20 protein-coding genes and 1 tRNA gene are annotated in these 23,689 nt (G+C 61.0%); 5 read left to right on the top strand and 16 right to left on the bottom strand.

The features are described from left to right. Window positions 1-6: 6 nt before the first annotated feature. From H6851_10555 to H6851_10545, 3 genes are all read right to left on the bottom strand, one after another. Window positions 7-789, bottom strand: coding sequence for a TIM barrel protein (locus tag H6851_10555; GenBank protein MCB9944041.1), 783 nt, complete (start codon window positions 787-789; stop codon window positions 7-9). After that, on the bottom strand, window positions 786-1,763 hold the full coding sequence (locus tag H6851_10550) for a hydroxyacid dehydrogenase (protein ID MCB9944040.1): 978 nt from the start codon (window positions 1,761-1,763) through the stop codon (window positions 786-788). The genes H6851_10555 and H6851_10550 overlap by 4 nt, the downstream gene beginning before the upstream one ends. A 111-nt stretch (window positions 1,764-1,874) precedes the next feature. Then, window positions 1,875-2,891 carry a LacI family DNA-binding transcriptional regulator gene (locus H6851_10545; protein ID MCB9944039.1) on the bottom strand — a complete coding sequence of 339 codons (1,017 nt, stop codon included), beginning with the start codon at window positions 2,889-2,891 and terminating at the stop codon, window positions 1,875-1,877. Window positions 2,892-2,988: 97 nt separating this feature from the next. On the opposite strand from H6851_10545, the gene H6851_10540 reads away from it, so the two are divergent. Continuing rightward, entirely contained in the window at window positions 2,989-4,632 is a 1,644-nt protein-coding gene (locus tag H6851_10540) for an acyltransferase (GenBank protein ID MCB9944038.1), read from the top strand. 62 nt (window positions 4,633-4,694) lie between these two features. On the opposite strand, the gene H6851_10535 is transcribed toward H6851_10540, so the two are convergent. Beyond that, window positions 4,695-5,582, bottom strand: a complete 888-nt coding sequence (locus H6851_10535; GenBank protein MCB9944037.1) for a LysR family transcriptional regulator — start codon at window positions 5,580-5,582, stop codon at window positions 4,695-4,697. 149 nt (window positions 5,583-5,731) lie between these two features. Between H6851_10535 and H6851_10530 the strand changes: the two genes are divergently transcribed. Continuing rightward, the gene (locus tag H6851_10530; protein MCB9944036.1) at window positions 5,732-6,256 is read left to right on the top strand and encodes a DUF1269 domain-containing protein; all 525 of its coding nucleotides are present in this window, start codon (window positions 5,732-5,734) and stop codon (window positions 6,254-6,256) included. Between the two features lie 76 nt (window positions 6,257-6,332). Further along, the gene (locus tag H6851_10525) at window positions 6,333-7,364 is read left to right on the top strand and encodes an NADP-dependent oxidoreductase (GenBank protein ID MCB9944035.1); all 1,032 of its coding nucleotides are present in this window, start codon (window positions 6,333-6,335) and stop codon (window positions 7,362-7,364) included. A 196-nt stretch (window positions 7,365-7,560) separates the two neighbouring features. On the opposite strand, the gene H6851_10520 is transcribed toward H6851_10525, so the two are convergent. The 8 genes from H6851_10520 to H6851_10485 form a co-directional block, all read right to left on the bottom strand. Continuing rightward, entirely contained in the window at window positions 7,561-8,742 is a 1,182-nt protein-coding gene (locus H6851_10520; protein ID MCB9944034.1) for a mandelate racemase/muconate lactonizing enzyme family protein, read from the bottom strand. Window positions 8,743-8,783: 41 nt separating this feature from the next. After that, window positions 8,784-9,665 carry an SMP-30/gluconolactonase/LRE family protein gene (locus H6851_10515; GenBank protein ID MCB9944033.1) on the bottom strand — a complete coding sequence of 294 codons (882 nt, stop codon included), beginning with the start codon at window positions 9,663-9,665 and terminating at the stop codon, window positions 8,784-8,786. Window positions 9,666-9,813: 148 nt separating this feature from the next. Then, window positions 9,814-10,974: a pyridoxal phosphate-dependent aminotransferase gene (locus H6851_10510; protein MCB9944032.1), complete on the bottom strand. Its 1,161-nt coding sequence runs from the start codon at window positions 10,972-10,974 to the stop codon at window positions 9,814-9,816. Between the two features lie 191 nt (window positions 10,975-11,165). Next, a complete protein-coding gene (gene lon / locus H6851_10505; protein ID MCB9944031.1) occupies window positions 11,166-13,574 on the bottom strand; it encodes an endopeptidase La in 2,409 nt (802 codons plus the stop codon). 132 nt (window positions 13,575-13,706) lie between these two features. Further along, on the bottom strand, window positions 13,707-14,969 hold the full coding sequence (clpX, locus tag H6851_10500) for an ATP-dependent Clp protease ATP-binding subunit ClpX (protein ID MCB9944030.1): 1,263 nt from the start codon (window positions 14,967-14,969) through the stop codon (window positions 13,707-13,709). A gap of 257 nt (window positions 14,970-15,226) precedes the next feature. After that, complete coding sequence (clpP, locus tag H6851_10495; GenBank protein MCB9944029.1) at window positions 15,227-15,847, bottom strand: ATP-dependent Clp endopeptidase proteolytic subunit ClpP; 621 nt, start codon at window positions 15,845-15,847, stop codon at window positions 15,227-15,229. Window positions 15,848-15,900: 53 nt separating this feature from the next. After that, window positions 15,901-17,265 (bottom strand): trigger factor, encoded by a 1,365-nt coding sequence (locus H6851_10490; GenBank protein ID MCB9944028.1) that lies wholly within the window; start codon window positions 17,263-17,265, stop codon window positions 15,901-15,903. 98 nt (window positions 17,266-17,363) lie between these two features. After that, window positions 17,364-17,448: transfer RNA gene (locus H6851_10485), tRNA-Leu, on the bottom strand. Window positions 17,449-17,655: 207 nt separating this feature from the next. Between H6851_10485 and guaA the strand changes: the two genes are divergently transcribed. Beyond that, window positions 17,656-19,191 carry a glutamine-hydrolyzing GMP synthase gene (gene guaA, locus H6851_10480; GenBank protein ID MCB9944027.1) on the top strand — a complete coding sequence of 512 codons (1,536 nt, stop codon included), beginning with the start codon at window positions 17,656-17,658 and terminating at the stop codon, window positions 19,189-19,191. 319 nt (window positions 19,192-19,510) lie between these two features. Then, window positions 19,511-20,767, top strand: a complete 1,257-nt coding sequence (locus tag H6851_10475) for a tyrosine-type recombinase/integrase (protein MCB9944026.1) — start codon at window positions 19,511-19,513, stop codon at window positions 20,765-20,767. Here H6851_10475 and H6851_10470 read toward each other — a convergent pair. The 4 genes from H6851_10470 to trbG all read right to left on the bottom strand — a co-directional run bounded on the left by H6851_10470 (window position 20,757) and on the right by trbG (window position 23,512). Beyond that, a complete protein-coding gene (locus tag H6851_10470; protein ID MCB9944025.1) occupies window positions 20,757-21,029 on the bottom strand; it encodes an AlpA family phage regulatory protein in 273 nt (90 codons plus the stop codon). The genes H6851_10475 and H6851_10470 overlap by 11 nt on opposite strands. A gap of 144 nt (window positions 21,030-21,173) precedes the next feature. Continuing rightward, entirely contained in the window at window positions 21,174-21,386 is a 213-nt protein-coding gene (locus H6851_10465; GenBank protein ID MCB9944024.1) for a DUF2274 domain-containing protein, read from the bottom strand. Between the two features lie 12 nt (window positions 21,387-21,398). After that, entirely contained in the window at window positions 21,399-22,526 is a 1,128-nt protein-coding gene (locus tag H6851_10460; GenBank protein MCB9944023.1) for a TrbI/VirB10 family protein, read from the bottom strand. Further along, entirely contained in the window at window positions 22,526-23,512 is a 987-nt protein-coding gene (gene trbG / locus H6851_10455) for a P-type conjugative transfer protein TrbG (protein ID MCB9944022.1), read from the bottom strand. The genes H6851_10460 and trbG overlap by 1 nt, the downstream gene beginning before the upstream one ends. Between the last annotated feature and the right edge of the window lie 177 nt (window positions 23,513-23,689).

Raw genomic sequence — 23,689 nt, 5'->3', positions numbered from 1 at the left:
CCATTATCACTGGTGCACGCCCGGATCAGCTTCCGGTCCGAGCAGTTGCAGCAAGGCCGCCGCCTCCCTGCCGAGACATGCGGGATCATCTCCCGGTACGAATTCCAGAAACGCATGGCCGCCACGCGGAACGCGTCGCCCGTTGAGGATCCGCGCCCAGTAGGCACCACCTTCCGATAGCGGATAGCGGATCCGCTCACCCCTCCAGAAGAACATGTGCAGATGCGCGAGATGCTCGCCCAATGCATCCAGATCGTCCCGACAGTCCTCCACGGGTTGATCCGGAACCGGTTGCCAATAGGATTTCAGTGCCGGATGGGCGACCTGCTCAAGCAGCCAGGCCGCTCCCCTCCGGCAGTCGGTCAACGTATCCGGGTGATATTCCAGGGCGATTTTCAGACCGCGAGCACTCGCCGACTCCGCATAATTGCGAACAGCATCGGCGACATCGTGACGTGTCCGGTTATCGGTTTCGGCAAACCCCGATTCCCCGGCCCAGATCCTGACGGTGGTCGCTCCCAGTGCTTCGGCCGTATCGAGCAGCGGTGACCATGGCTGCGAGCGGGCGCTGGCGGTTGCACGGGCATAGGACCCCAGAGTGGGACAGGCGAGCCCGGCCGAATGGCACAGGCTGGCGAGCTCGCGAGCACGGGCGAGATCTCCCGGCGGAGCGTGCACATCCGTCCCCCATTCGATGGCCCGGAGCCCTGCCGCAGCGGCCCGTTCCACGATCTGGACAGGTGAGAGCTGCCGGAAAGTCACCGAACACAGGCCGGGTACCCAGCTCATGCCGCCCTCCCCCAATCGCTGGGTCTGATTTCCGAGAGCAGGGCCTCGCCGCGGCAATACCGCTCCACCTCGCTCAAGCACCAGTCGGTCATGCGGAAGACCTCGTGCCCGAGCGATCCGGCGACATGCGGCGTGATCCACACATTCGGCATGTCCCACAGCGGACTGCCCGACGGCAGCGGTTCGGGATCGGTCACATCGAGGACTGCGGAGATCCGTCCCTCGCTCAATGCGTCCGCCATGGCCTCGTGATCGACAATGCGACCGCGGGCCGTGTTGATGAACAGGGCACCATCCTTCATCGCCGCAAACTGCCGGGCGCCGATCATCCGCTCGGTTGCGGGCAGAAGCGGTGCATTGAGCGAGACGACATCGGCCATTTCGAGCAACGGCTCCAGATCGACCTTGCGCGCGCCCATGGCACCTGCTGCGGCTTCGTCGACGAACGGATCGAAGAGCAGGCACTCGACGTCGATGGGCTGCAACAGGCGGATCAGGGAACGTCCCACATGACTTGCGGAAATGATACCGACCGAAATGCGATCATCGCCGGAACCGACGGCACTCCTGTCCGCGAAGTCATAACCGGACCGCGACAGGCGATAATCGCGTTCGAAGCGGTCGATGCCCTTGTTCCAGCGCAATATCCAGGAGAGGCAAAATTCGGCGACCGGCGCCGCATTGACGCGGGCTGCCGTGGTGACCCGCAGGCCATGGGGGAAGAGGGCCGGATCGACGATATTCTTGAGAGTCCCGGCCGCATGCGCGACCAGCCGCAGACGCGGCAACACGGCCAGGCTGTCCGGTCCGATGCGGGGACTTCCCCACCCCGTGACAACGATCTCGACATCGTCGCGACAGGCACCGATGTCGGCGATCGAACCGAAGGGTTCCCGCGAGACCAGGTCGCAACATGCAGCCAGCCGGTCGACATGATCCGGCCGGAAATGTTGCACGAACCTTTCGCGCGCCATCAAGAAGGCCGCGGTAGCCAGGACGACTCCTCCCCGGTTTGTCGTTGTGTCGCCAGAATAGCAGGTCGTGCAAACTATGCAATAAATTTAATAATAATGCAAAATTTGCATTTAATTTCTGAAGGCAGTGCTTTGCCGCTCCACCAGTTGTCCGCCGATCTGCAACTCACGCGCGGCTCCTTCCGGGCGGGCCCGCCGCTGCCGCAGATGGTGCACGGCATCGCTGCCGATGCCCCGCCAGTCGATACGGAACGTGGTCAGTTTGGGCGTGGTCATGGTCGCCATCGGCATGTCGTCGAAACCGACGACCGAAACGTCGTCCGGCACCGATCGCCCCAGCGATGTCAGGGCCTCAATGGCCGAAATGGCGATGCTGTCATTGTAGCAGAACAGGGCGGTCGCCTCGTCCAGGACGGTCGGCAACCATTCGCGCAGGCGGTCGATGTGCCGTTGGGTGATGTCGGAATGCAGGTGCAGCACATCGACAACGCCGTCATCATCGCCGCGAAAGTCACCAAGCGCATCACGAAACCCGTGAAACCGGCGGACGAGCGTCCAGCGGCTGGTGCCGCCGACGAACGCGGCCTTGCGGTGCCCGAGCCGGGTGAGGTATTCGGCGACAAGCCGTCCACCGAAATAGTTGGCCGGAGAAACGGAATCGACCCGAAGGGTCGGATCGACGCCATTGACGATGATCGAAGCGATATCGCGCTGCACGAGCCAGTCTATGGTCGCTTCGTCGGGCACGATGCCGAGGAATACCAGCCCGGTCGCGGGATCGAGATCGGATGGCAGCCTCTCGATTTCCGTTGTCATGTGACATTCGACGGCGATACCGCCCTGCCGGGCACCCAGTGTGATCCCCTCCAGCATTTCCTGATAGACCCAGGACAGGGTGCTGTTGACATCATAGAGCGTGGCCATGACGACGATGCGCCCGAACGCGGAACGCAGCGCAGCGTCGCGGGTCCGGTAGCCGAGTCGCAGGGCGGCTTGCGAAACGCGGTAACGCACGTCGTCGGATATGCCCGGTGCATTCGAAAGCGCGCGGGAAACCGTGCTCACCGAAAGATTCAGTTCCGCCGCGAGGTCCGCCTGACTGGGCCCGGTGCCTCTTGCACGTGCCATGCACTTCCACCTTTCGCAAATTAATGCAAATAAGAGCAAGACCGCAAAGACATGGCGGGGTCAAGCCATCAGTTGCCGATCGCAAGGAGGTATACCCATGTCGTCAAATGTCGATAGCTGCAGATTCGATGCCCACCCGTGGGAGTTCGCCGCTCATGCCGGACCGGACGAACGGGCACGGCAGGAGGCCTACCGGGCCCACCTCGGGACATCGGGCCGCGTCGTGGTCGGCACCGGCGGTTACCTTTCGCCACATGCTTACATTCTCGGTCAGTCGATCACCCTCGGAAGCAACTGCGTGGTGGCCGCAGGTGTACGCCTGGATGGAACCATTGCCGCAGGTGACAATTGCTCGTTCAACCTCCATTCGACCGTTGCAGGCAAGGTGACGCTCGGTCACGATGTCCGGGTGGCAACTGGTGCCAGCCTGTGGGGCTTCGACCACGCCCATGATGATCCCGGGCGTCCGATCATCTGCCAAGGCATCGTCAGTCGCGGCATCGAGATTGGCGATGACGTGTGGATCGGTGCCAACGCGGTCGTAACCGACGGCGTGCGCATCGGCAGTCATGTGATCGTCGCCGCCGGTGCCGTGGTGACCCGCAATATCCCCGACTACGCCGTCGCCGCCGGCAATCCCGCCCGCATCATTCGCGATCGCCGGGCGCGGCGATCCGCCGGAACGGACAAGGGCACCGCGTCTCTCCAGTCCCTGTCGGACCTCGCCGACAGGGACTGGCGGGTTGTGCTGAGCCGCCATCGCACGGAAGATCGGCCGGGTTTCCGCTACAGCGACCCCCGCAATGACGAGGACGACCCGGTCCGTCCGGATTGCGATGCCATCCAGATCGCCGCCATGTTCGGCGAGGTTGCCGAAGGACGCGAGCGTGAAGGCTGGCGCGACACCCTTCAGGCCCGTCAGGATCCGGGATCGGGCCTGTTCCTGCGGAACATGGAAGGTCCGCTCCCGGATGCCGGCGACGGACAGCCCGACAATTGCCATCTCTACGACATCCTGTGCGTCACCTATGCGCTCGAATGCCTGGGCGGAGCTCCCCTTCACCGCATGTCATGGGCCGACCGGATACTGGAGAGCCTGCCGGTGTGGCTCGACGACCTGCCATGGCACGGCCGTGGCTGGCACAGCGGAGCCATGATCGATTCGCTCGGCACGGCAAGCTATGTCAACACACGTTATTTCCAGGGTCAGCCGGGCCTGCCATCCCTGATCGGCGAACTCTCCATCCGCTGCCATCCATCCAGTGGCATGTGGTCGCCGCCGACAGGCGATGACTGGTTGCAACCGGTCAACGGCTACTACCGTTTGACGCGCGGGACATTCGCCCAGTTCGGTTTGCCCGTCTGCTGGCCCGATCGCGCGATCGACACGGTTCTTGCCCATGCCGTGCGCAACGACTTCTTCGACTCGACCGGACGAACCGCCTGCAACATCCTCGATATCGTCCATCCCCTGTTACTTTGCTCCCGGCAAACAGACCACAGGGCCGCCGATATCGACATCGCCTTCGCCCGAATGGCCGCCAGCCTCGCCAACCAGTGGCAACCGCAGGCGGGATTTGCCTTCGGCGGCGATGAACCGGCGGGGCTGCAGGGGACGGAGATGTGGCTCTCCATCGCCGCCCTGATTTCACACCGCTTCAAATGTACCTCATCCCTGAGTTTCAGCCTTGCCGGAATCCATCGCCTGGAACCCGCGATGTCCCTGACGACGGATCCATGACCGCGACGGGAGACCTTGACCGGAACGCGGCATTCCCTCCTTGCACGGCAAGACTCTACCCCTCACCCGTGAACCATCGACCGAAGCCACCGGTGAGCAGGGTCGTTCCGGGTGCGGGGATGCCAGCCGAGATGAACTGGGACTCCCGGGAGATCAAAGGGCAGTCTTGCGCTGCGCAGCCCGGACTTGTCGTAGAGCGCAAGGCGTGAGGGCACGATGGCGACAAGGTCGCTGCTGCGAATGACGGGCGGGACAAGCATGAATGTCGGCAGGGAGGCGACGACGCGGCGGGTTCGGCCCAGCCGCTGCAATGCTTCATCCGCGCTCCCCCGGTAGCCGCCGCCATCGGACGAGACGATGAGGTGATCCAGTCCGCACAGGTTGTCGAGTGTCAGCGGCTCCTCCACGCCGGGATGTCCTTCCCGCCAGATAAGGCGGAAATCGGCATCGAAGAGATACCGGGTGACGAGTCCTTCGTGCATGTCGGCAAGCGAAGCGATTACCAGGTCGACCTCCCCCCTCTCAAGCGCGCGGATATCGTGGCGAGCTGACAGGGGCAAGGCCGTCAGGCGCAGGTTCGGTGCCTGAGCCCGAAGTTTTTCGAGCAGTGGCGGAATGACGATGGCGTGGGCGAGGTCGTAGGCGGTGATGACGACGGTCCTGTCGTCACGGGTCGGATCGAAACGACCATCGTCACGCAACAGGCGACGCAGCCCGTCCAGCAGTTCCCCGAGCTGCCCGCGCAACTGTTCGGCACGCGGAGTCGTCGTCATGCCATGGGCATTCCCGACCAGCAGATCATCGCCGAACAGATCCCGCAGCCTTGCCAGCTGGGCGGAAAGCGCCGGCTGGCTGATACCCAGACGGCGGGCAGCGGCAGTCACACTGCGCTCTTCGATGAGCACCTCAAGAGAGACGAGCAGACCGAGATCGCTACGCTTAAGATCCACTATTCTTATCCTTGGTATATGAATAATCGATTTAAATTATTCGATGCGTCGGACTATTGTCCACTCGTCGATCGGAACCGAACCGGACGACAGATGTAAGACAAGACAGGGTGACACCAGTCACCCACTCACAACAGAGGAAAGCTGTCATGTCCAATCTCATCGCCATCACGTTCGAGGATCAGGCCTATGCCTTCGAACTGCGGGCCGACCTCATCCGCATGCAGAAGGAATATCTGATCGAGATGGACGATGCCGTTGTCGTCACCCGCGATCAGGATGGAAAGGTCAAGCTGCATCAGGCGGTCAACCTGACAGCCATGGGCGCTGTCGGAGGTTCCTGGTGGGGACTGCTCGTCGGCCTGCTCTTCCTCAATCCGATCGCCGGCGTCGCGGTCGGTGCCGGAGCCGGTGCGCTCGCCGGTGCGCTGTCCGACGTCGGTATCGACGACGACTTCATGAAGAAGGTCGGCGAGAGCCTGAACCCGGGCGGCGGCGCTGTCTTCGTCCTGGTGCGCAAGGTCACCGGCGACAAGGTTTTGGCCGGTCTGGAACGCTATCGCTCGCTGGGCAAGGTCTACACCACCTCGCTGAGCCATGATCAGGAGCAAAAGCTCCGCGACCTGTTCGAGGATCATCACGCCGCCAAGGCCGGAAGCACCGTGACCAGCTAACCCTCTTTTGTCCTCAGCAGTTTTCGTTCGTACCCGAAACACCCAAGATACAATGTTCCTTCAGGGGACCACAACAATGACGACCTCGCCCGACATCAATCGACAGATCATTCTCGCAAGCCGCCCGTTGGGTTTCCCCAAGACTTCGGATTTCTACCTGGAGCAGGCAGCTGTTCCGGAAGCGGGAACCGGCGAGATGCTGCTCCGCACCGAGTATCTCTCACTGGATCCCTATGTCCGCCTGCTCCTCGATGAGAACAGCCGCATGGGTCCGTCCATACCGATTGGCGGCACGATCACCGGTGCGACAGTCTCACGTGTCGTGACGTCGGATGTCCAGGGCTTCAGCAAGGGTGACCATGTGGTCGGCCTCACCGGCTGGCAGGATTTTTCCGTCAGCGACGGAACGGGCATGACGAATATCGGCCCCGATCCGGAGCATCCGTCATGGATGCTGGGTGTTCTCGGCGTCACCGGCCTGACTGCCTATGGCGGCATGACGGCCATCGGCAAGCCGCAGCCGGGCGAGACGGTCGTGACCCCGGCGGCAACCGGCGCCGTGGGCTCGATCGTCGGCCAGATGGCAAGGATCGCAGGCGCCCGTGCCGTCGGCTTCGCCAGCACGGCCGACAAGTGCCGTTACGCCGTCGAGGAACTGGGCTTTGATGCCTGCGTCGACCGCCTCGCTCCCGACATGGCGGAGCGGCTGGCCGAAGCATGCCCCGACGGTATCGATGTCTATTTCGAAATGGCCGGCGGCAAGATTCTCAAGGCCGTGTTGCCACTGTTGAACGACAAGGCCCGCATTCCGCTTTGTGGCGCGGCGTCGCAGTACAACCTTTCGCGAAAGCCCGAAGGCCCGGATACGGCGGATGACATGATGCGCCTTTTCCAGCTGAAGCAGGTTCGCATCGAGGGCTTCCTCGTCATGGAGGCATTCGCCGACCTGATCCCCGAATTTACCCGCACCATGACGAAATGGATCGGGGAGAGAAGGATCAGGCATCGCGAACAGGTGTTCTCGCGCCTCGAAGATGCCCCCCAGGCCTTCATCCAGATGCTCGACGGCGGCAATATCGGCAAGTCCATCGTCAAGGTTGCCGCCTGACCGTCCGCACGCCTTTCTCTCTTTCTCCGTTCCCTCAGCGATTTGGCCCGCCACAGATGTACAAACATTCTGGGCGGGTCCTTTTTTTGCTGCGGATGCATGGGAACATCGCCCCGGTCCCGGAGCAAACGACAACCGGACCTCCGGGCGTTGCAGAACGGCGCTTCGACCGGATCTTTGCCACGGTTGTCGACGATCAGGGATAGGCCGTCGATCCATCGGGTCTTCTGGGAACCTTCCGCTCCCAATGAACATAACGGTCCGTCATGATGTACTCCTCGTCGATCTCGACGCCCCAACCCGGCCGATCAGGACGCAGTTCGAGATATCCGTCGACAGGCAGATAGGGGTCGATGACATAGGCTGCCTTTTCCCGGGCATCATCCATGCCATTGCTGTCATAAGCCGCGCCGGACGGCAGACGGTATTCGAGTATCTTGAAATTCGGCTGGGCTGCCGAAAAATGGACGTTGACCGCCGTGGCGAGAGGTCCCATCGGATTGTGCGGCGCCACCGTAACATAATGCGCCTCGGCAATGGCGGCAATCTTCCGCATTTCGAGAAGTCCACCGACCACGCAGATATCGGGCTGGATGATGTCCGCACCGGCAACCTGCAACAATCGCAGGAATTCAAAACGCGAGTAATAACTCTCACCGGTTGCAAGCGGACAGCGCAACTGCGGCTTCAATCGTCCCCAGGCCTCGATATTCTCCATGCGCATCGGCTCCTCGTAGAAAAGCGGATCAAACTCGGCGAGAACATTCCCGAGCTGGGCCGCTTGCCAGGGTTCGAAGAGCTTGGCATGGGCATCAAACGCCAGTTCGATATCATCGTCCAACGTGGAACGTAATCTTTCCACCCAATCGCGGGTGGTCTTCAATACCCTGCCCCAGGGATTCGCATGAATATCGATGCGATAGGGGCTGAGCTTGAACGCGGTGAGCCCGAAACCTTCGCGCATGGCCTGGCAATGCTCGCGAATCTGCTCAGGCTCCGGAGCCGTGTAGACCCCTTGATAGACCCTTACCCGCTCGCGCGCATGACCGCCCAGCAGACGATAGACCGGAACATCCAGGGCCTTGGCCGATATATCCCAGAGAGCATGGTCAATTGCCGAGATCGCCGCAAGTGTCAGCGATCCGGGCGGAAATCTCTGCAATTGCAACAGTTTGAGAATGAGATATTCGATCCGCGTAGGATCTTCCCCCGCAAGCTGCATTGCCAGATAATCGATAATCGGCGGAAGTGCCCGATCCGGCCCATGATTGTAGCATTCGCCCCAACCGGTAATTCCTTCATCCGTGTCGATTGCGAGCAGGACCCGCGGCCGGTCGCGATCCGCCGTCATGAATGTTCGAATTGCGGTGACCCGCATGTCTCCCCTCCCCCTCTGTTGCCGCGACTGATCCCCTACGATCAGCCAGCAAATCTCGTCTGCGGCAGTCCCTGAACGCCGAGCCCCGAGATCGCAAACAACCCGCCCGCCTGCGGCTGCCGCTCCTCGCTGCCTTCCGACAACCCGTTGCCGATCGAGGTCACGTAGAGCGTGTCCAGCCCCGCACCGCCGAACATCGGTTTCGACGGGCGTTCAACCGGCATCTCGATGATCCGGTCAACCTTGCCCGCCGGCGTGATGCGGACGATCTGCCAGCCCGACACGCCGGCCATCCAGTAGCAGCCGTCAGCATCGACCGTGCCGCCATCGGGTCGCCCCGCCACATCCCGCGTATCGAAAAACACGCGTTCATTGTGCGGCATTCCATCATCGAGATCATAGTCGCATGCCCAGATGGTCCTCACCGCGGGATTGGAATCGGAAAAATACATTGTCCGACCGTCGGGAGAAAAGGCCAGGCCATTGGTGGTCCAGATTTTGTCGCGCCACGCAAAGCAGGAATGATCGGGATCGAGCCTGTAGAACCGCCCCGCCGCCACGGGTTCGCCCCTGTCCTTCATGGTTCCCGCCCAGAATCGGCCGCGCGCATCGGTGGTGCCATCATTGAAGCGGCTTTCCGGTCGATTCGCCTCGGGATCGGTGATCGCATCCTTCCTGCCGGTTTCGAAATCGAACAGGTGGAATCCGGAACGGGTGGCGATCACAAGCCCACCGCGCTCGCGCAGGGCCAGGCAAGCGGCATCCTCGTCGATCTGCCTGGTCTCGTTTCTTCCCGTCGAAGGATCGAAGCGATGGATAAGGCCTGCCGGAATATCGACCCAGTACAGGCGTTGCTCCCCGACATCCCAAACCGCTCCCTCGCCAGTCTTTGACCGGCTGTCGACCACACAGTCAATATTCACAGCACAGGCACTCCCTCATGGTCTCGCGTCGTCTGGAAGAGCAGAATCGAGCGTCGCCTCGGTTCATCCCCTCTTCGACGCCGTTTTATCGACGAGCAGGATCCGGCGGAATGACGAAACGCCGCAGCCTGCGCCATCCCGCCTCCCCTCAAAGCCGGTCAAACAGTTCACGGATGCGTTCAAGGGCGATACGCAGGCGATCGGTCTCGATGGCGAAGCAAAGGCGCAAATGGCTGTCATTGCGCTCACCGAACGTATAGCCCGGCGATACACCGACCTTGCATTCGTCCAAGATCCTGCGTGCGAGAGCGAGGCTGTCGGTCACGCCATCGATACGCGGAAAGGCGTAGAACGCCCCTTCCGGCTCCAGCATCGACACGCGCTCATGGCTGCCCACGATGTCCAGCACCAATTGCCGATTGATCGTGCATCTCCGACGAAACGATTCGACAAACGACTCGCCATGATCCAGTGCGGCCGTGCCACCGCGCTGGGCGAATACCGTCGCGCCGGTATTGTTGCACTCGGCCAGCACGGCGAGAGGCTCTGCCAGATTGCGCGGGCCGATGACCCAACCAAGGCGCCATCCCGTCATGCACCAGCCCTTTGAAAAGCCGTTGACGACGAAGACCGGCTCGTTCTCGTCCGCAAGCTCGAGAAATGACGGAGCAGGGTCACGACCGGAAAAAACGTTGCGATGGTAGACCTCGTCCGAGATGATCCCCAGTCCGCGCTTGCGGCAGACATCAAGCAGGGCCTTCTGTTCATCGGTTGACATGATCCAGCCGGTAGGGTTCGACGGCGTATTGACATAGACCGCCTTTGTCGAAGATGTCAGCGAGGCGGACACCTCTTCCATGTCGAGCCACCAGCGCTCGGGTCCCTCGCGCAGGCGGACTTCACGGGTCGTCGCACCGCACATGGCAGCCACCGAGCCGATATTCGGCCAGTAGGGGCCAATCAGCAGGATCTCGTCACCCCTTTCCAGCATGCACTGCCCCGAGAGCAATACACCCAGCATGGTCGATCCGGGGACGATGATGCGTTCATCGGCAATGTCGAGGCCATAGATGCGCTGATGATAGCGTGCCAGTGCCTGACGCAGATGTTGCGTCCCGCGCGAGTTCGAATAGAAGGTCTCGCCATCCCGGAGACCACCGACCGCCGCTTCGCGAATGAAATCCGGGCTAATGATGTCACTCTCGCCGAACCACAGCGGAATGACCTCCGGATCATCCAGCGCCCCCACGGCAATACGGGCGATACCGGAGCGAACGAGATTGGCGACGGACGGTCGAATGGGTGACATGCAGGACTCTCTCACGTTGAAACAGTCCTGCTCTACCAGCCCTTCCCCGTTTTGAGAACGGCCGGAAGGGGCATTATCATCAGCGAAGCTGACACCACCACGGGAAAAAGAGACAAAAGCCGCCGGGCCGATACGAGCCCGGCGGCCTCAGGTCCGAATTCGTCAACCGAATCCGGGAATTCCCGACAACCTCAGTTCGGCAGCCGCCCCTGTGCGGCTTCACCGCTCGCTGTCGCATGGGCAGCGATTTCGGGTTCGATCACATCGTCGGGCAGCGGCCTGGGAGCCTTGGCCAAAGCCACCTTGAGCACCTCATCGACAGTCGAGACCGGAATGATCTTCAAACCTTTCTTCACATTATCCGGGATTTCGGCGAGATCCTTCTCGTTCTCCGCGGGAATGAGAACTGTCTTGATGCCACCACGCAATGCCGCCAGCAGTTTTTCCTTCAAGCCGCCAATCGGCAGGACGCGGCCACGCAAGGTGACCTCGCCCGTCATCGCCACATCGGCAAGGACCGGGATCTTCGTCAATACCGAGACAATCGATGTCACCATGGCCACACCGGCGGATGGGCCATCCTTGGGAGTTGCCCCTTCGGGTACATGGATATGGATATCCATCTTCTCGAAGGTGTCCGGCTTGATACCAAGCTGCTGGCTCCTAGCACGAACAAAGCTGCGCGCCGCCTGAATCGACTCCTGCATGACATCGCCGAGCTTGCCGGTGATGGTCATCTTCCCTTTTCCGGGCACCGTGATGCCTTCGATCGACAGCAATTCACCACCGACCTCCGTCCAGGCCAGACCGGTCGTGACACCGATCTGGTTCTCGTCCTCGGCGGCTCCGAAGCGGAACTTGCGCACTCCCGCATAGCGCTCGATCAGTTTCGGCGTGATCTTGATCGCCTTGCGGTCTCCCGCAACGATTTCCTTGACCGCCTTGCGGATCAAGCCGGCAATTTCCCGCTCAAGATTACGGACACCGGCCTCACGAGTGTAATAGCGCACCAGATCGAGGAGCCCGGCGTCGTTGATCGACCACTCCTTGTCCGAAAGTCCGTGCTGTTCCAACTGTTTGGGTATCAGGTGGCGCTTGGAGATCTCCACCTTCTCATCTTCGGTGTAGCCTGCCAGACGAATGATCTCCATGCGGTCCAGCAACGGTTGCGGCATCCGCAAGGTATTGGCCGTACAGACGAACATCACGTCCGAAAGATCGTAATCAACCTCCAGATAGTGGTCATTGAAGGTCGAATTCTGTTCGGGATCGAGCACCTCCAGCAAAGCCGACGACGGATCGCCACGGAAATCCGCACCCATCTTGTCGATCTCATCCAGCATGAACAGCGGGTTGCTGGTCTTGGCCTTTTTCATCGACTGGACGATCTTCCCCGGCATCGACCCGATATAGGTGCGCCGGTGACCACGAATTTCCGCCTCGTCACGCACACCGCCCAAGGAGAAGCGGACGAAGTTGCGACCGGTTGCCTTGGCCAGCGACTTGCCCAGCGAGGTCTTGCCCACTCCCGGAGGTCCTACCAGACAAAGGATCGGTCCCTTGATCTTGTCGACACGCTGTTGCACCGCGAGATACTCGATGATCCGCTCCTTGACCTTCTCAAGGCCATAATGATCGGTATCGAGAATCTCCTGCGCAAGCCTGATGTCCTTCTTGACCTTGCTGCGCTTCTTCCACGGAATGCCCAGCATCCAGTCGAGATAGTTACGCACGACCGTCGCCTCGGCCGACATCGGGCTCATCGACTTGAGCTTCTTCAGCTCGGCCGTAGCCTTCTCCCGCGCCTCCTTGGTCAGCTTGGTCTTGTTGATCTTCTCCTCAAGCTCGGACATTTCGTCCTTGCCATCCTCAAGCTCCCCCAGCTCCTTCTGGATGGCCTTCATCTGCTCGTTGAGATAATATTCCCGCTGGGTCTTTTCCATCTGCCGTTTCACACGGCTGCGGATCCGCTTTTCCACCTGCAGGACGCTGATCTCACCTTCCATGAAGCTGTAGAGCCGCTCAAGGCGTTCAGCCAGCGAACTCGTCTCCAGCAATTCCTGCTTGTCGGAAATCTTCAGTGAGAGATGTGCGGCAACGGTATCGGCCAGCTTGCCGGCATCCTCGATCTGGGTCAATGAAACGAGAACTTCAGGCGGAACCTTCTTGTTCAGCTTGACGTATTGTTCGAACTGGCTGACGACCGCACGAGCGAGCGCATCCGTCTCGCGGGCATCCACCGGCGCTTCCGGAAGGATTCGACCATGAACCTGGAAGAAGTTCGGGTTGTCGACGAACCCCTCGATTTCGGCACGACCGTTGCCTTCCACCAGAACCTTGACGGTACCGTCGGGCAATTTCAGCAATTGGAGAACGCTCGAGACCGTCCCGACCTGGTAGATGTCTTCGGGACCGGGGTCATCGTTCCCGGCATTCTTCTGGGTAACGAGAAGGATCTGCTTGTCCTCCTTCATCACCTCTTCGAGGGCATGGATCGATTTTTCCCGGCCCACGAACAACGGCACGATCATGTGGGGGAAAACCACAATGTCACGCAACGGCAGGACAGGAAAAATCTGGGCGTTGGATGTGTCGACCATTTCACCTCGCTCAGGCGGTACCTAGGGGATCATACCCCATTCCCGCCGAATCAACTCGAAAAAGTTAGGTGGCGTGGTTGATGCGCAGTTTCAAGGCGGGCGGTGCCATTCAACAGTTTGAATACTGCAGGATCAGGATGCCGAGCCAACGTCGCCCTTGCGTTCGGCATAGGCCATCAGTGGCTTTGCGCCGTGCTCGACGACCTCCTTGTTGACCACCACTTCCTCGACACCGTCGAGCGATGGCAGGTCAAACATTGTCTCGAGCAGGATGCCCTCCATGATCGAACGCAGACCACGGGCACCCGTCTTCCGTTCGATGCCCTTTTCCGCAATCGACACCAGCGCATCGTCGGTAAATGACAAATGGACATCTTCCATCTCGAACAACTTCTGGTACTGCTTGACCAGAGCGTTCTTGGGCTCCCTGAGAATCTGCACCAGGGCATCGATATCGAGATCGGTAAGTGTGGCGACCACCGGGAGACGACCGACGAACTCGGGAATGAGTCCGAACTTCAACAGGTCGTCCGGCTCGACCTCACGCAGGATGTCACCGGTCTGCCGCTCGTCGGGCGAATGAACTTCCGCCCCGAATCCCATCGCACGCGGCTTGCCACGCGCACCGATGATCTTGTCGAGTCCAGCGAAGGCACCACCGCAAATGAACAGGATGTTGGTCGTATCGACCTGGAGGAATTCCTGTTGCGGATGCTTTCGGCCGCCCTGCGGCGGAACGCTCGCCACCGTTCCCTCGATGATCTTCAGCAACGCCTGCTGCACACCCTCGCCCGAAACATCCCGGGTGATCGAAGGATTCTCGGCCTTGCGGCTGATCTTGTCGACCTCGTCGATATAGACAATTCCCCGCTGGGCGCGCTCGACATTGTAATCCGCCGCCTGGAGCAGCTTGAGGATGATGTTCTCGACATCCTCGCCGACATAGCCCGCTTCGGTAAGCGTCGTAGCATCGGCCATGGTGAACGGGACATCCAGCGTCCGCGCAAGGGTCTGGGCCAGCAATGTCTTGCCGCAACCCGTGGGGCCGATCAACAGGATGTTGGACTTCGCCAACTCGACATCGCCGCCCTTGGAGCCGTGCGCCAGGCGCTTGTAGTGGTTGTGCACGGCCACCGACAGCACACGCTTGGCATGCGCCTGCCCGATCACATAGTCGTCAAGAACCGAATTGATTTCCTGCGGGGTCGGAACACCGGCGCGGCTGCGCGCCACGGCACTCTTGTTTTCCTCGCGGATGATGTCCATGCAGAGTTCGACACATTCATCGCAGATGAACACCGTCGGACCCGCAATGAGCTTCCGCACCTCATGCTGGCTTTTCCCGCAGAAGGAGCAGTACAGGGTATTCTTGGAGTCGCCTGCGGTTTTGCTCATCGGAACCTATCGCCCACCGTGTCCGTTGAAGATCATCGTAGCGGTTGAAGCGCTTGCCCGCAACCCACGAGCAAACCATATGCGAGAACAAAAAATAGCAAACTATCCTCTCACGCTACAAAACAACACGCCATCAATTTATCAGATGGGATGGTTTGGCCAATGTCAAGATCTTGCGCATGACATACCCCTCGACACGGGCCAAACACGGTCCGATTTTCCACTGCACGCTCGGCCAATACGGCCTGAGGATTCCCCTACTTGCCGTCAGTCGATCCGGTCGGCCGGTGCGTGATGACATCGTCGACCAGACCAAACGATTTGGCCTCGTCGGCATCCATGAACGTGTCACGCTCCATGCGGGCCTGCACTTCCTCCAACGCCTTGCCCGTGTGCCTGACGTAGATATCGTTGAGTCGGGCCTTGATCTTGAGAATCTCGCGGGCATGGATCTCGATATCGGTGGCCTGCCCCTGGAAACCTCCCGACGGCTGATGCGTCATCACCCGTGCGTTCGGCAGACAGAAGCGCTTGCCCGGCGCACCGGCCGTGAGCAGCAGCGAACCCATGCTCGCTGCCTGCCCAAGGCACAAGGTTGCCACGTCACAACGAACATACTGCATGGTGTCATAGATCGACAGGCCAGCCGTCACCACGCCGCCCGGCGAGTTGATGTAGAGCGAGATGTCCTTGTCCGGGTTCTCGGCTTCCAGGAAGAGAAGCTGGGCATTGATGAGGCTCGCCATATGATCCTCGACCGGACCGGTCAGGAAGATGATGCGCTCCTTGAGCATCCGTGAATAGATGTCGTAGGCGCGCTCGCCACGAGCCGTCTGCTCGACCACCATGGGTACGAGCTGGTCAATAATAGGTTGCATAGCAACTCCTGCCTGTTTTCCTCAACATCCGATCTCCGGCGCGGGGCGCAGGATTACTCCTTGTCTTCCCCATCCTTGCGATCGGCAGGCGTTTCCTCGTCATCGGGATCGCGCATCAGTTCCTCGGCCGACACATTCTCGTCGGTAACCGAAGCCCGTTCGATCATGTAATCGACGACCTTGTCTTCGAAAATGGGCGCACGAAGCTGTTCCAGCGCTGCGGCGTTGTTGCGGAAGTAATCGAATACCTCCCGCTCCTTCCCAGGATAGGCGCGAGCCTGTTCGACAAGCGCCCGCTGGAGCTCCTGGGGTTCCACCTTGACGTCATTCTTCGTTCCGACGTCGGACAGGATCAATCCCAGACGCACGCGACGCTCGGCGATCGAGCGATATTCCTTGCGCGTTTCTTCCTCGGATTGCTCCCCGTCACCGAAATTCTGACCAGTGCGCTTCATCTCTTCTTCGAGCTGAGTCCAGATAGCCTCGAACTCAAGATCGACCATACCCTGAGGCACCTCGAAATCGAACTGCTCGGCAAGCCGATCAAGAAGCTGCCGCTTCAGCTTGCTCCTGCTGGCCTGCGCGAACTCGCTGCCGATGCGCTCCTTGAGGCGGGTCTTCAATTCATCGAGGGTATCGGCGCCGAACTGCTTGGCCAGCTCATCATCAATCACGACGGGAGCAGCTTCGCGGATCTCCTTGACCTTGACGGCAAAGCTCGCGGGCTTCCCTGCCAGATGCTCCGCACCGTATTCTTCGGGAAATGTCACATCGACCGTCACATCCTCGTCGACATTCTTGCCGACGAGTTGATCCTCGAACCCCGGAATCATCCGTCCGGCACCAAGGTCAAGTTCGAAATCCTCGGCCTTGCCGCCATCAAATTCCACACCGTCGACCGTGCCGACGAAATCAATGACGATCTGGTCGTCCTTCGCCGACGGACGCGGCGTTTCCACGGCCTTGTACTGGCGCCGCACGCGGGCGAGGTTGTCGAGGCTTTTCGCGAGCTGATCCTCGGAGACTTCCGTAACCTGGCGGGTCAGGATCAGCGAGGCGGGATCCACCGACGGAACTTCCGGCAGGATCTCGACATCCATCCTGAATTCGAGATCGGCACCGTCATTGAAAGACGTTACCTCGACCTTCGGCCGCAGCGCGGGCTTCAGCGCATTGTCGCTGATGGCACGCCGACTGCCTTCATCTACGGCCTGCTCGAGAACTTCGCCCATGACCGAACGGCCATATTGCTTGCGCAACAGCGATACCGGCACCTTGCCAGGACGAAAACCGGGGATTTTCGCCGTTTTGGCGAGCTTTTTGAGCCGGCTCTGGACCCGATCCTCGATCTCGCTGGCTGCGACCGTGACCTTGTATTCCCGCTTGAGCCCTTCGGCCGCAACTTCCGTGACCTGCATTCCCTAAAGCCTCGATTGCTGGTGTAGCCGCAACGGTACCCTCGCCACGGCGCATTCCCTTCACGAGTCCGATCCATCACTGCGGGAGTATCGAGGGCTGGTGCGGGTGAAGGGACTCGAACCCCCACGGCTTTCGCCACAGGAACCTAAATCCTGCGTGTCTACCAGTTCCACCACACCCGCGTCCCGCCGCAGCAGATCGGCCTGATTGGGCGCTGCATATATCATAGGCAGCGAGCATGCCAACTCGTTTGTGGATTCCATTGCGATTCGCCCGCCCTGCGAGCCTTGCCGGCCACCCTGCTTGTGGCGCGCGAATAGCGGGGCTATGACCGCCGCCAGCAGTTGCATCGCCCTTGAAAAGCCCTCCGACCTCCAGGGATCATCGCCATGCCAGAGCGCGTGCTCATTGTCGATTTCGGCTCGCAAGTGACCCAGCTCATCGCCCGACGGCTGCGCGAGCTCAAGATCTATTGCGAAATTCTCCCCTGCACCATCGGTATCGACACCATTCGCCAATTCAACCCGGCAGCGATCATCCTGTCCGGTGGTCCGGCATCCAGTCATGAAACCGAGGCCCCCATGCCGCCGGCAGCGCTGTTTTCGATGTGCAGGCCGGTCCTTGGCATCTGTTATGGCGAGCAGGTCATCTGCCAAATGCTCGGCGGTTCGGTGGAAAGCAGCCACGAGCGGGAATTCGGCCGGGCGGAAATCGACATCATCGACCCGAGCGGTCTCTTTGAGGGACTCAGCGGCCGGTCGCACGTCTGGATGAGCCATGGTGACAAGATCACCGCCCTGCCCGAGGGCTTCCACGTGTCGGCGGCCAGCCCCTCGTCCCCATTCGCGGCGATAGCCGATCCGGCACGGCGGATTTATGGCGTTCAGTTTCATCCCGAGGTCCATCATACCGAACTCGGCCGGGAGATCCTCGCAAACTTCTGCTTCAAGGTCGCGGGCTTGTCCGGAGACTGGACGATGGACGCCTATCGTGACCAGGCCGTCGACCGGATCCGTCGGCAAGTGGGCCAGAAAAAGGTCATTTGCGGGTTGTCCGGCGGCGTTGACAGTTCGGTGGCAGCCTTGCTCGTTCATGAAGCCATCGAGGAGAACCTCACCTGCGTATTCGTCGATACGGGTCTCCTGCGCAAGAATGAGGCCAACGAGGTTGTGTCGCTTTTCCGCGATCACTACAATATCCGGCTCATCCACGTCGATGCCGGCCGCCTGTTCCTCGACAAGCTTCAGGGAGTGAGCGACCCCGAAAAAAAGCGCAAGATCATAGGCGGTGCCTTCATCGACGTTTTCGAGGCCGAGGCGAAGAAGATCGGCGGTGCCGATTTCCTCGCCCAGGGCACCCTCTACCCCGATGTCATCGAAAGCGTTTCCTTCCGCGGGCCTTCGGTCACCATCAAGTCGCACCACAATGTCGGCGGCCTGCCCGAGCGCATGAACATGAAGCTGGTGGAACCCTTGCGCGAACTGTTCAAGGACGAGGTTCGCGAGTTGGGCCGGGAACTCTGCCTCACCGAAGCCTTCGTCGGCCGGCACCCCTTCCCCGGACCGGGACTGGGCATACGCATTCTGGGGGAAGTCACCAGGGAAAGGGTGGCCATACTTCAGGAGGCGGACGCGATTTACCTGGAAGAGATCCGCAAGGCCGGCCTCTACGATGAGATCTGGCAGGCTTTCGCCGTGCTGCTGCCGGTCAACACCGTGGGCGTGATGGGCGACGGGCGGACCTATGAAGCGGTCTGCGCCCTGCGTGCTGTCACGTCCACCGACGGAATGACCGCCGATGTCTATCCCTTCGAGCCCGCCTTCCTAACCCGCGTCGCCACCCGCATCGTCAATCGGGTCAAGGGCATCAACCGTGTCACCTACGACTACACCAGCAAACCACCCGGAACGATAGAGTGGGAATAATTCGGGCCTATCCGAACGCCGCCGATTACCGCCGATCCCCGCACATAAATAACTGAAATCATTATATAATTTTGTCACCATCTATCGCGGTCTATTGTCGTGTAAGCCTCGCAAATGACGGTATAGGTGACGGTATGGCGAAACTTGTCACATTCGGAAATCACATATACCGTCAGGGGCAAGAGAGCTTCTGACGGTATATTTTTTGACCTTATTCCATTGAGAATAAAGGTGAATTTACCGATCAGGAAGGCTGATTTTGGCCTGACGGTATAATTGGCTGCTTTCTGACGTTTTTGGACGGTCTTGGAGGGTCAAAATGCTGACTGACGCGGGCATCAAAGCTCTGAAACCAAAGGATAAATTGTATAAGGTCGCTGACCGTGACGGTATGTATGTCGCGGTCAATCCCTCGGGGGCGGTCGTGTTTCGGTATGACTACCGCCTCAATGGGCGGCGGGAAACGTTGACGCTGGGTCGATACGGTGCAGCCGGCCTATCTCTGGCGCGGGCGCGCGAGCAGTTGATCGATGCGCAGCGGGCTATCGCGGAAGGGCGGTCGCCCGCGCGCGAGAAGCAACGTGAGAAGCGCCGTATCAAGGAGGCAAAGAGCTTCGGCGAGTTCGGCGAACGCTGGTTGCAGGAGGCGCGGATGGCGGACAGCACCCGTGCGATGCGTCGCTCGATCTATGAGCGGGACATTCTGCCGACCTTTCGGAACCGGCTGCTGACGGAAATCAGCTCCGACGATCTGCGCGCGATGTGTGCAAAGGTGAAGGGGCGTGGAGCACCGGCCACCGCCGTTCACGTCCGCGACATTGTGAAGCTCGTTTATGCCTTCGCAATCCTGCACGGGGAAAAGGTGGCAAATCCGGCCGATGAGGTCGGGCCTGCATCTATCGCAACCTTTGTTCCCAAAGACCGCTCACTATCGCCTGCTGAAATCCGGGTCATGTTGGGCCAGCTTGAGCATGTGCCAACGCTGCCGACAATCCGGCTCGGAATGAAGCTGTTCCTGCTCACCATGGTCAGAAAGAGCGAGTTGCAGGACGCGACTTGGGATGAGGTCGATTTCGAGAACGCAGTCTGGTCGATCCCGAAGGAGCGGATGAAGCGATCCAAAGCGCACAACGTCTATCTCGCGCAGCAAGCAATCGACATTCTCATTGCGCTCAAGACCTGCGCCGGCAATTCCAAATATCTGCTGCCATCGCGCTACGATGCGGATGCTCCCATGTCGAGGGCGACCTTCAACCGTATAACCACCGCTGTCGTGGCGCGGGCGAAGAAGGAGGGCTTGCCGCTCGAACCTTTCACTGTTCACGATCTGCGCCGAACAGGCTCTACGCTCCTGAACGAGCTGGGCTTCAATAGTGACTGGATCGAAAAGTGTTTGGCACATGAGGATGGCCGCTCGTCCCGTGGCATCTACAACAAGGCGGAATACGAGCACCAGCGCCGCCATATGATGCAGGAATGGGCGAACCTTGTGGACGCTTGGGTGGCGGGCCAGAAATACGCGCCGACGCTGTATCCGCCGTCAATGGACCTGTTGGTGCCTGAACCTAGCGTTTGACGGGCCGGAATTTCCTGAGCTTCACATCGGGCGACGGCGCGCGCCTGATAGCTTTCTCTCTGGAAGCTTGGCGACGTTCTTCAAGCCAAGCCTCCACTTCGGCGAGGTCCCAAACCACACACCGGGCCGTCAAATAGAACCGCTGGGGAAATTCGCCCCGTTGCTCCATGTCGTAGATTGTCGTGTCGGCAAGGGGAACGAGTTCCCGAAGCTGATGCCTGCGAATCGTCCGTTTACCCAGCGCGTATGTCGGATCACTCATATTCATAATCTCGCTTGCCATGTTCGACGGGATTCCGGGCAACTGGAGGTCCCCGAAACTATGCGAACCATGGAGTGAGGTCGCCGGCCTGTAGCGTGCCGCATTTGCGCCTATGCGCTGGCGGCACCCCTGCCGGGATGGGATTCAGTTGGCGGCTCGCCGTGCCTTGGCGAAGCCGCGATCCGTGGCGATGAACCGCTCCAGCATGGGCACGATGAGCCTGACGGGATCGGCGACGGGCTGGCCGCTCTGGCGGGCCAGCACCTCGGCATAGGCGGCCAGATCGCGGTGGAGCGGCGCGGGCAGCTCCATGGTGATCTTCACGGGCTTGTCGTCGGGCAGCGGGCCGAGTTTCAGCTTTGGTCATGGTCAACCTCCTGCCGGCTCGAATACAAGGTCGCGGGTAACGATGATCCTGACCGGGAAGCCCGGCCGGATGGTCAGCGTGGGCGCGACCTGCAACTGACGCTGGACGATCTGCTGGCCCGCCTGATTGACGGTATCCTGCGCCCCGTCTCGGATAGCCCGGATAAGCCGGTCCTCGTCGCTGGTGGCAAGTTCGGTTCCGACCGCGAGCAGCGTGGACAGCCCTGCGGCCTTCATCAGATCCCACCAATGATAATCGACGCCATCCTCAAGCCCGGCGTAGCCGCTGGCGTCCGCACCCGGCAGGCGCTCAAGGACGATGGAACGGCCGCCCGGCAGGATCAGGCGATTCCACACCAGCAGGACGCGGCGCTGGCCGAAGGTCACGCCGTCATCATACTGGCCGATGATGCGCGTTCCCTGCGGGATCAGGAGCAGGCTGCCGGTGGGGCTGTCATAGACATTCTCCGTCACCTGCGCGGTGATCTGGCCCGGCAGGTCCGAGCGGATGCCGGTGATGAGCGCGGCCGGGATCACGGCTCCGGCTTGCAATATCCAGGGCGAGGCCGGTGGCGTCACCCGATCCGCCGCGACCGTCTGCCGGTCCACGGGTCCATTGAGGAAAGCCGTGTGCCGATCCTGCGTCGCGGGCTGTCCGCCGAGGCCGAGACTGGCAAGGCTGGGGATGGCCGTCCCTGCCGGCGCTCCCGTGCGCGGGCCGGATTGGAAGAACACATTGCTCAAGCGCGCGGCTTCTTCCTCGGCGCGGCGGCGTTCTTCCTCTGGATCGACGGCGGGCGTCGCCATGACGGGCGGCACGACTGGTTGTCCCCGGTTCTGCGCGTCGAGGATCGGGCGGCCGAGGTCGCCCGGCAATGCCGGCCCGAGGACCGGCCCGCTATAGTCGCTCGGCAGGCCCGCCAGCCCATCGGCAGTTTGCCGGTTGTTGGTCGAATAGAGTTCTTCGCCTCCCGGCCCTGCGTCGCGGGTCTGGAGTGCGTAGATCAGCGCGCCGCCGATGCCGAGCAAGGCGACCGCGCCGACGCCTGCCAGCATCTTGCGCGACAGGCGGGTGACGCGGGGCGATTCAGCGCGCAGGCGCATGGGGGCTGCGGTATTGGTATCGCTCATTAGGACGATCCTCCCGTGGTCGTGCTGGCTGGTTCTGCTGCGGCCTGCGTCGGGTTGGTGCGGACGATCCTGACGACCTGCTGGCGGTTGCCGCTGCCAAGGCGCAGCTCGGCCGCGCCGAACAGGCGGTCCACGATCAGGACGTTCTGGTGGATGCGGGAATTGACGATTTGCGGCTCGCCGTTCGCGCCAAGCACGAAGATCGGCGGCATTTCGCCCTGCACGATCCCGGCCGGGAAGACGACATAGACGCGGCGGCCATCGTCGAAGACGGAGACGGGCCGCCACGGCGGGCTGTCGCCCTGCACCTGCAATCCGTAGCGATAGTTCCGCGCCGCCTCGGCCGGGATGATCGGCGCGGCCGGAACGGTCTGGCGCTGGCCCGGCGTTGCGGGATAGGCCCATGCCACGGCGGGCATGTAGAGCGATTCCCGCGCGCGCAGCTCGAGCATGTAGGTGCGCCGGTCGGTGGTGACGACAAGGTTGGTCGAAATGTCCGGCCGCGTCGGCTTCACGAGAATATGGACACGGCGGTTTGCGCCGCTGCCGCTCTCGGTGTCGCCGATGATCCAGCGGGCGGTGTCGCCCGCCGCAATCGGCCCCGCGCCTGTCAGGCTCTCGCCCGGCTCCAGCGCGATCGTCGTGATCTGCCCGACTGCGGCATAGACCTGATAGAGCGCGCCTTCCGACCACGGATAAATCTGGATGGCGTTGTAGTAACCTTCGCGGCGCGGCTCGACGCGAGCGGCTGCATTGGCGTTCTCGACGCGGCCGGTCGGCGTGCCGGCAGCCGTGCCGCCGCGTGCGACGGTCCATGCCGGTGGCGTATGCAACGGCCGGGGCGTGTTGTCGGCTGCTGCCGCCTGCACGGTCGGCAGCGGCGGCACGCTTGCATCGTAGCTGAATTGCGGCGTCCGGTTGGTGGCGCAGCCTGCCAAAGTAATTGCAAACGCCGTCGCAAAAATCGCATAGGTTAGCGACTTCAGGATCAGTAAGGAGGAATCGACAGAATGGATTCTGTGCCGACGATTATTGCCCGGTATATCGACGCCTACAACAGGATGAATGTTCAGGCGATGCTCGACTGCCTGTCGGGCGACGTTCGGTTTATCAACAGATCGAACGGAGAGACGACGAACGAAACGCACGGGATCGAGGCATTT

The sequence above is a fragment of the Geminicoccaceae bacterium genome (assembly GCA_020638465.1).
Lineage (GTDB): Bacteria > Pseudomonadota > Alphaproteobacteria > Geminicoccales > Geminicoccaceae > JAGREO01.
The sequence above is the reverse complement of the archived record's forward strand: the minus strand, read 5'-3'. Positions and strand labels throughout refer to the sequence as shown.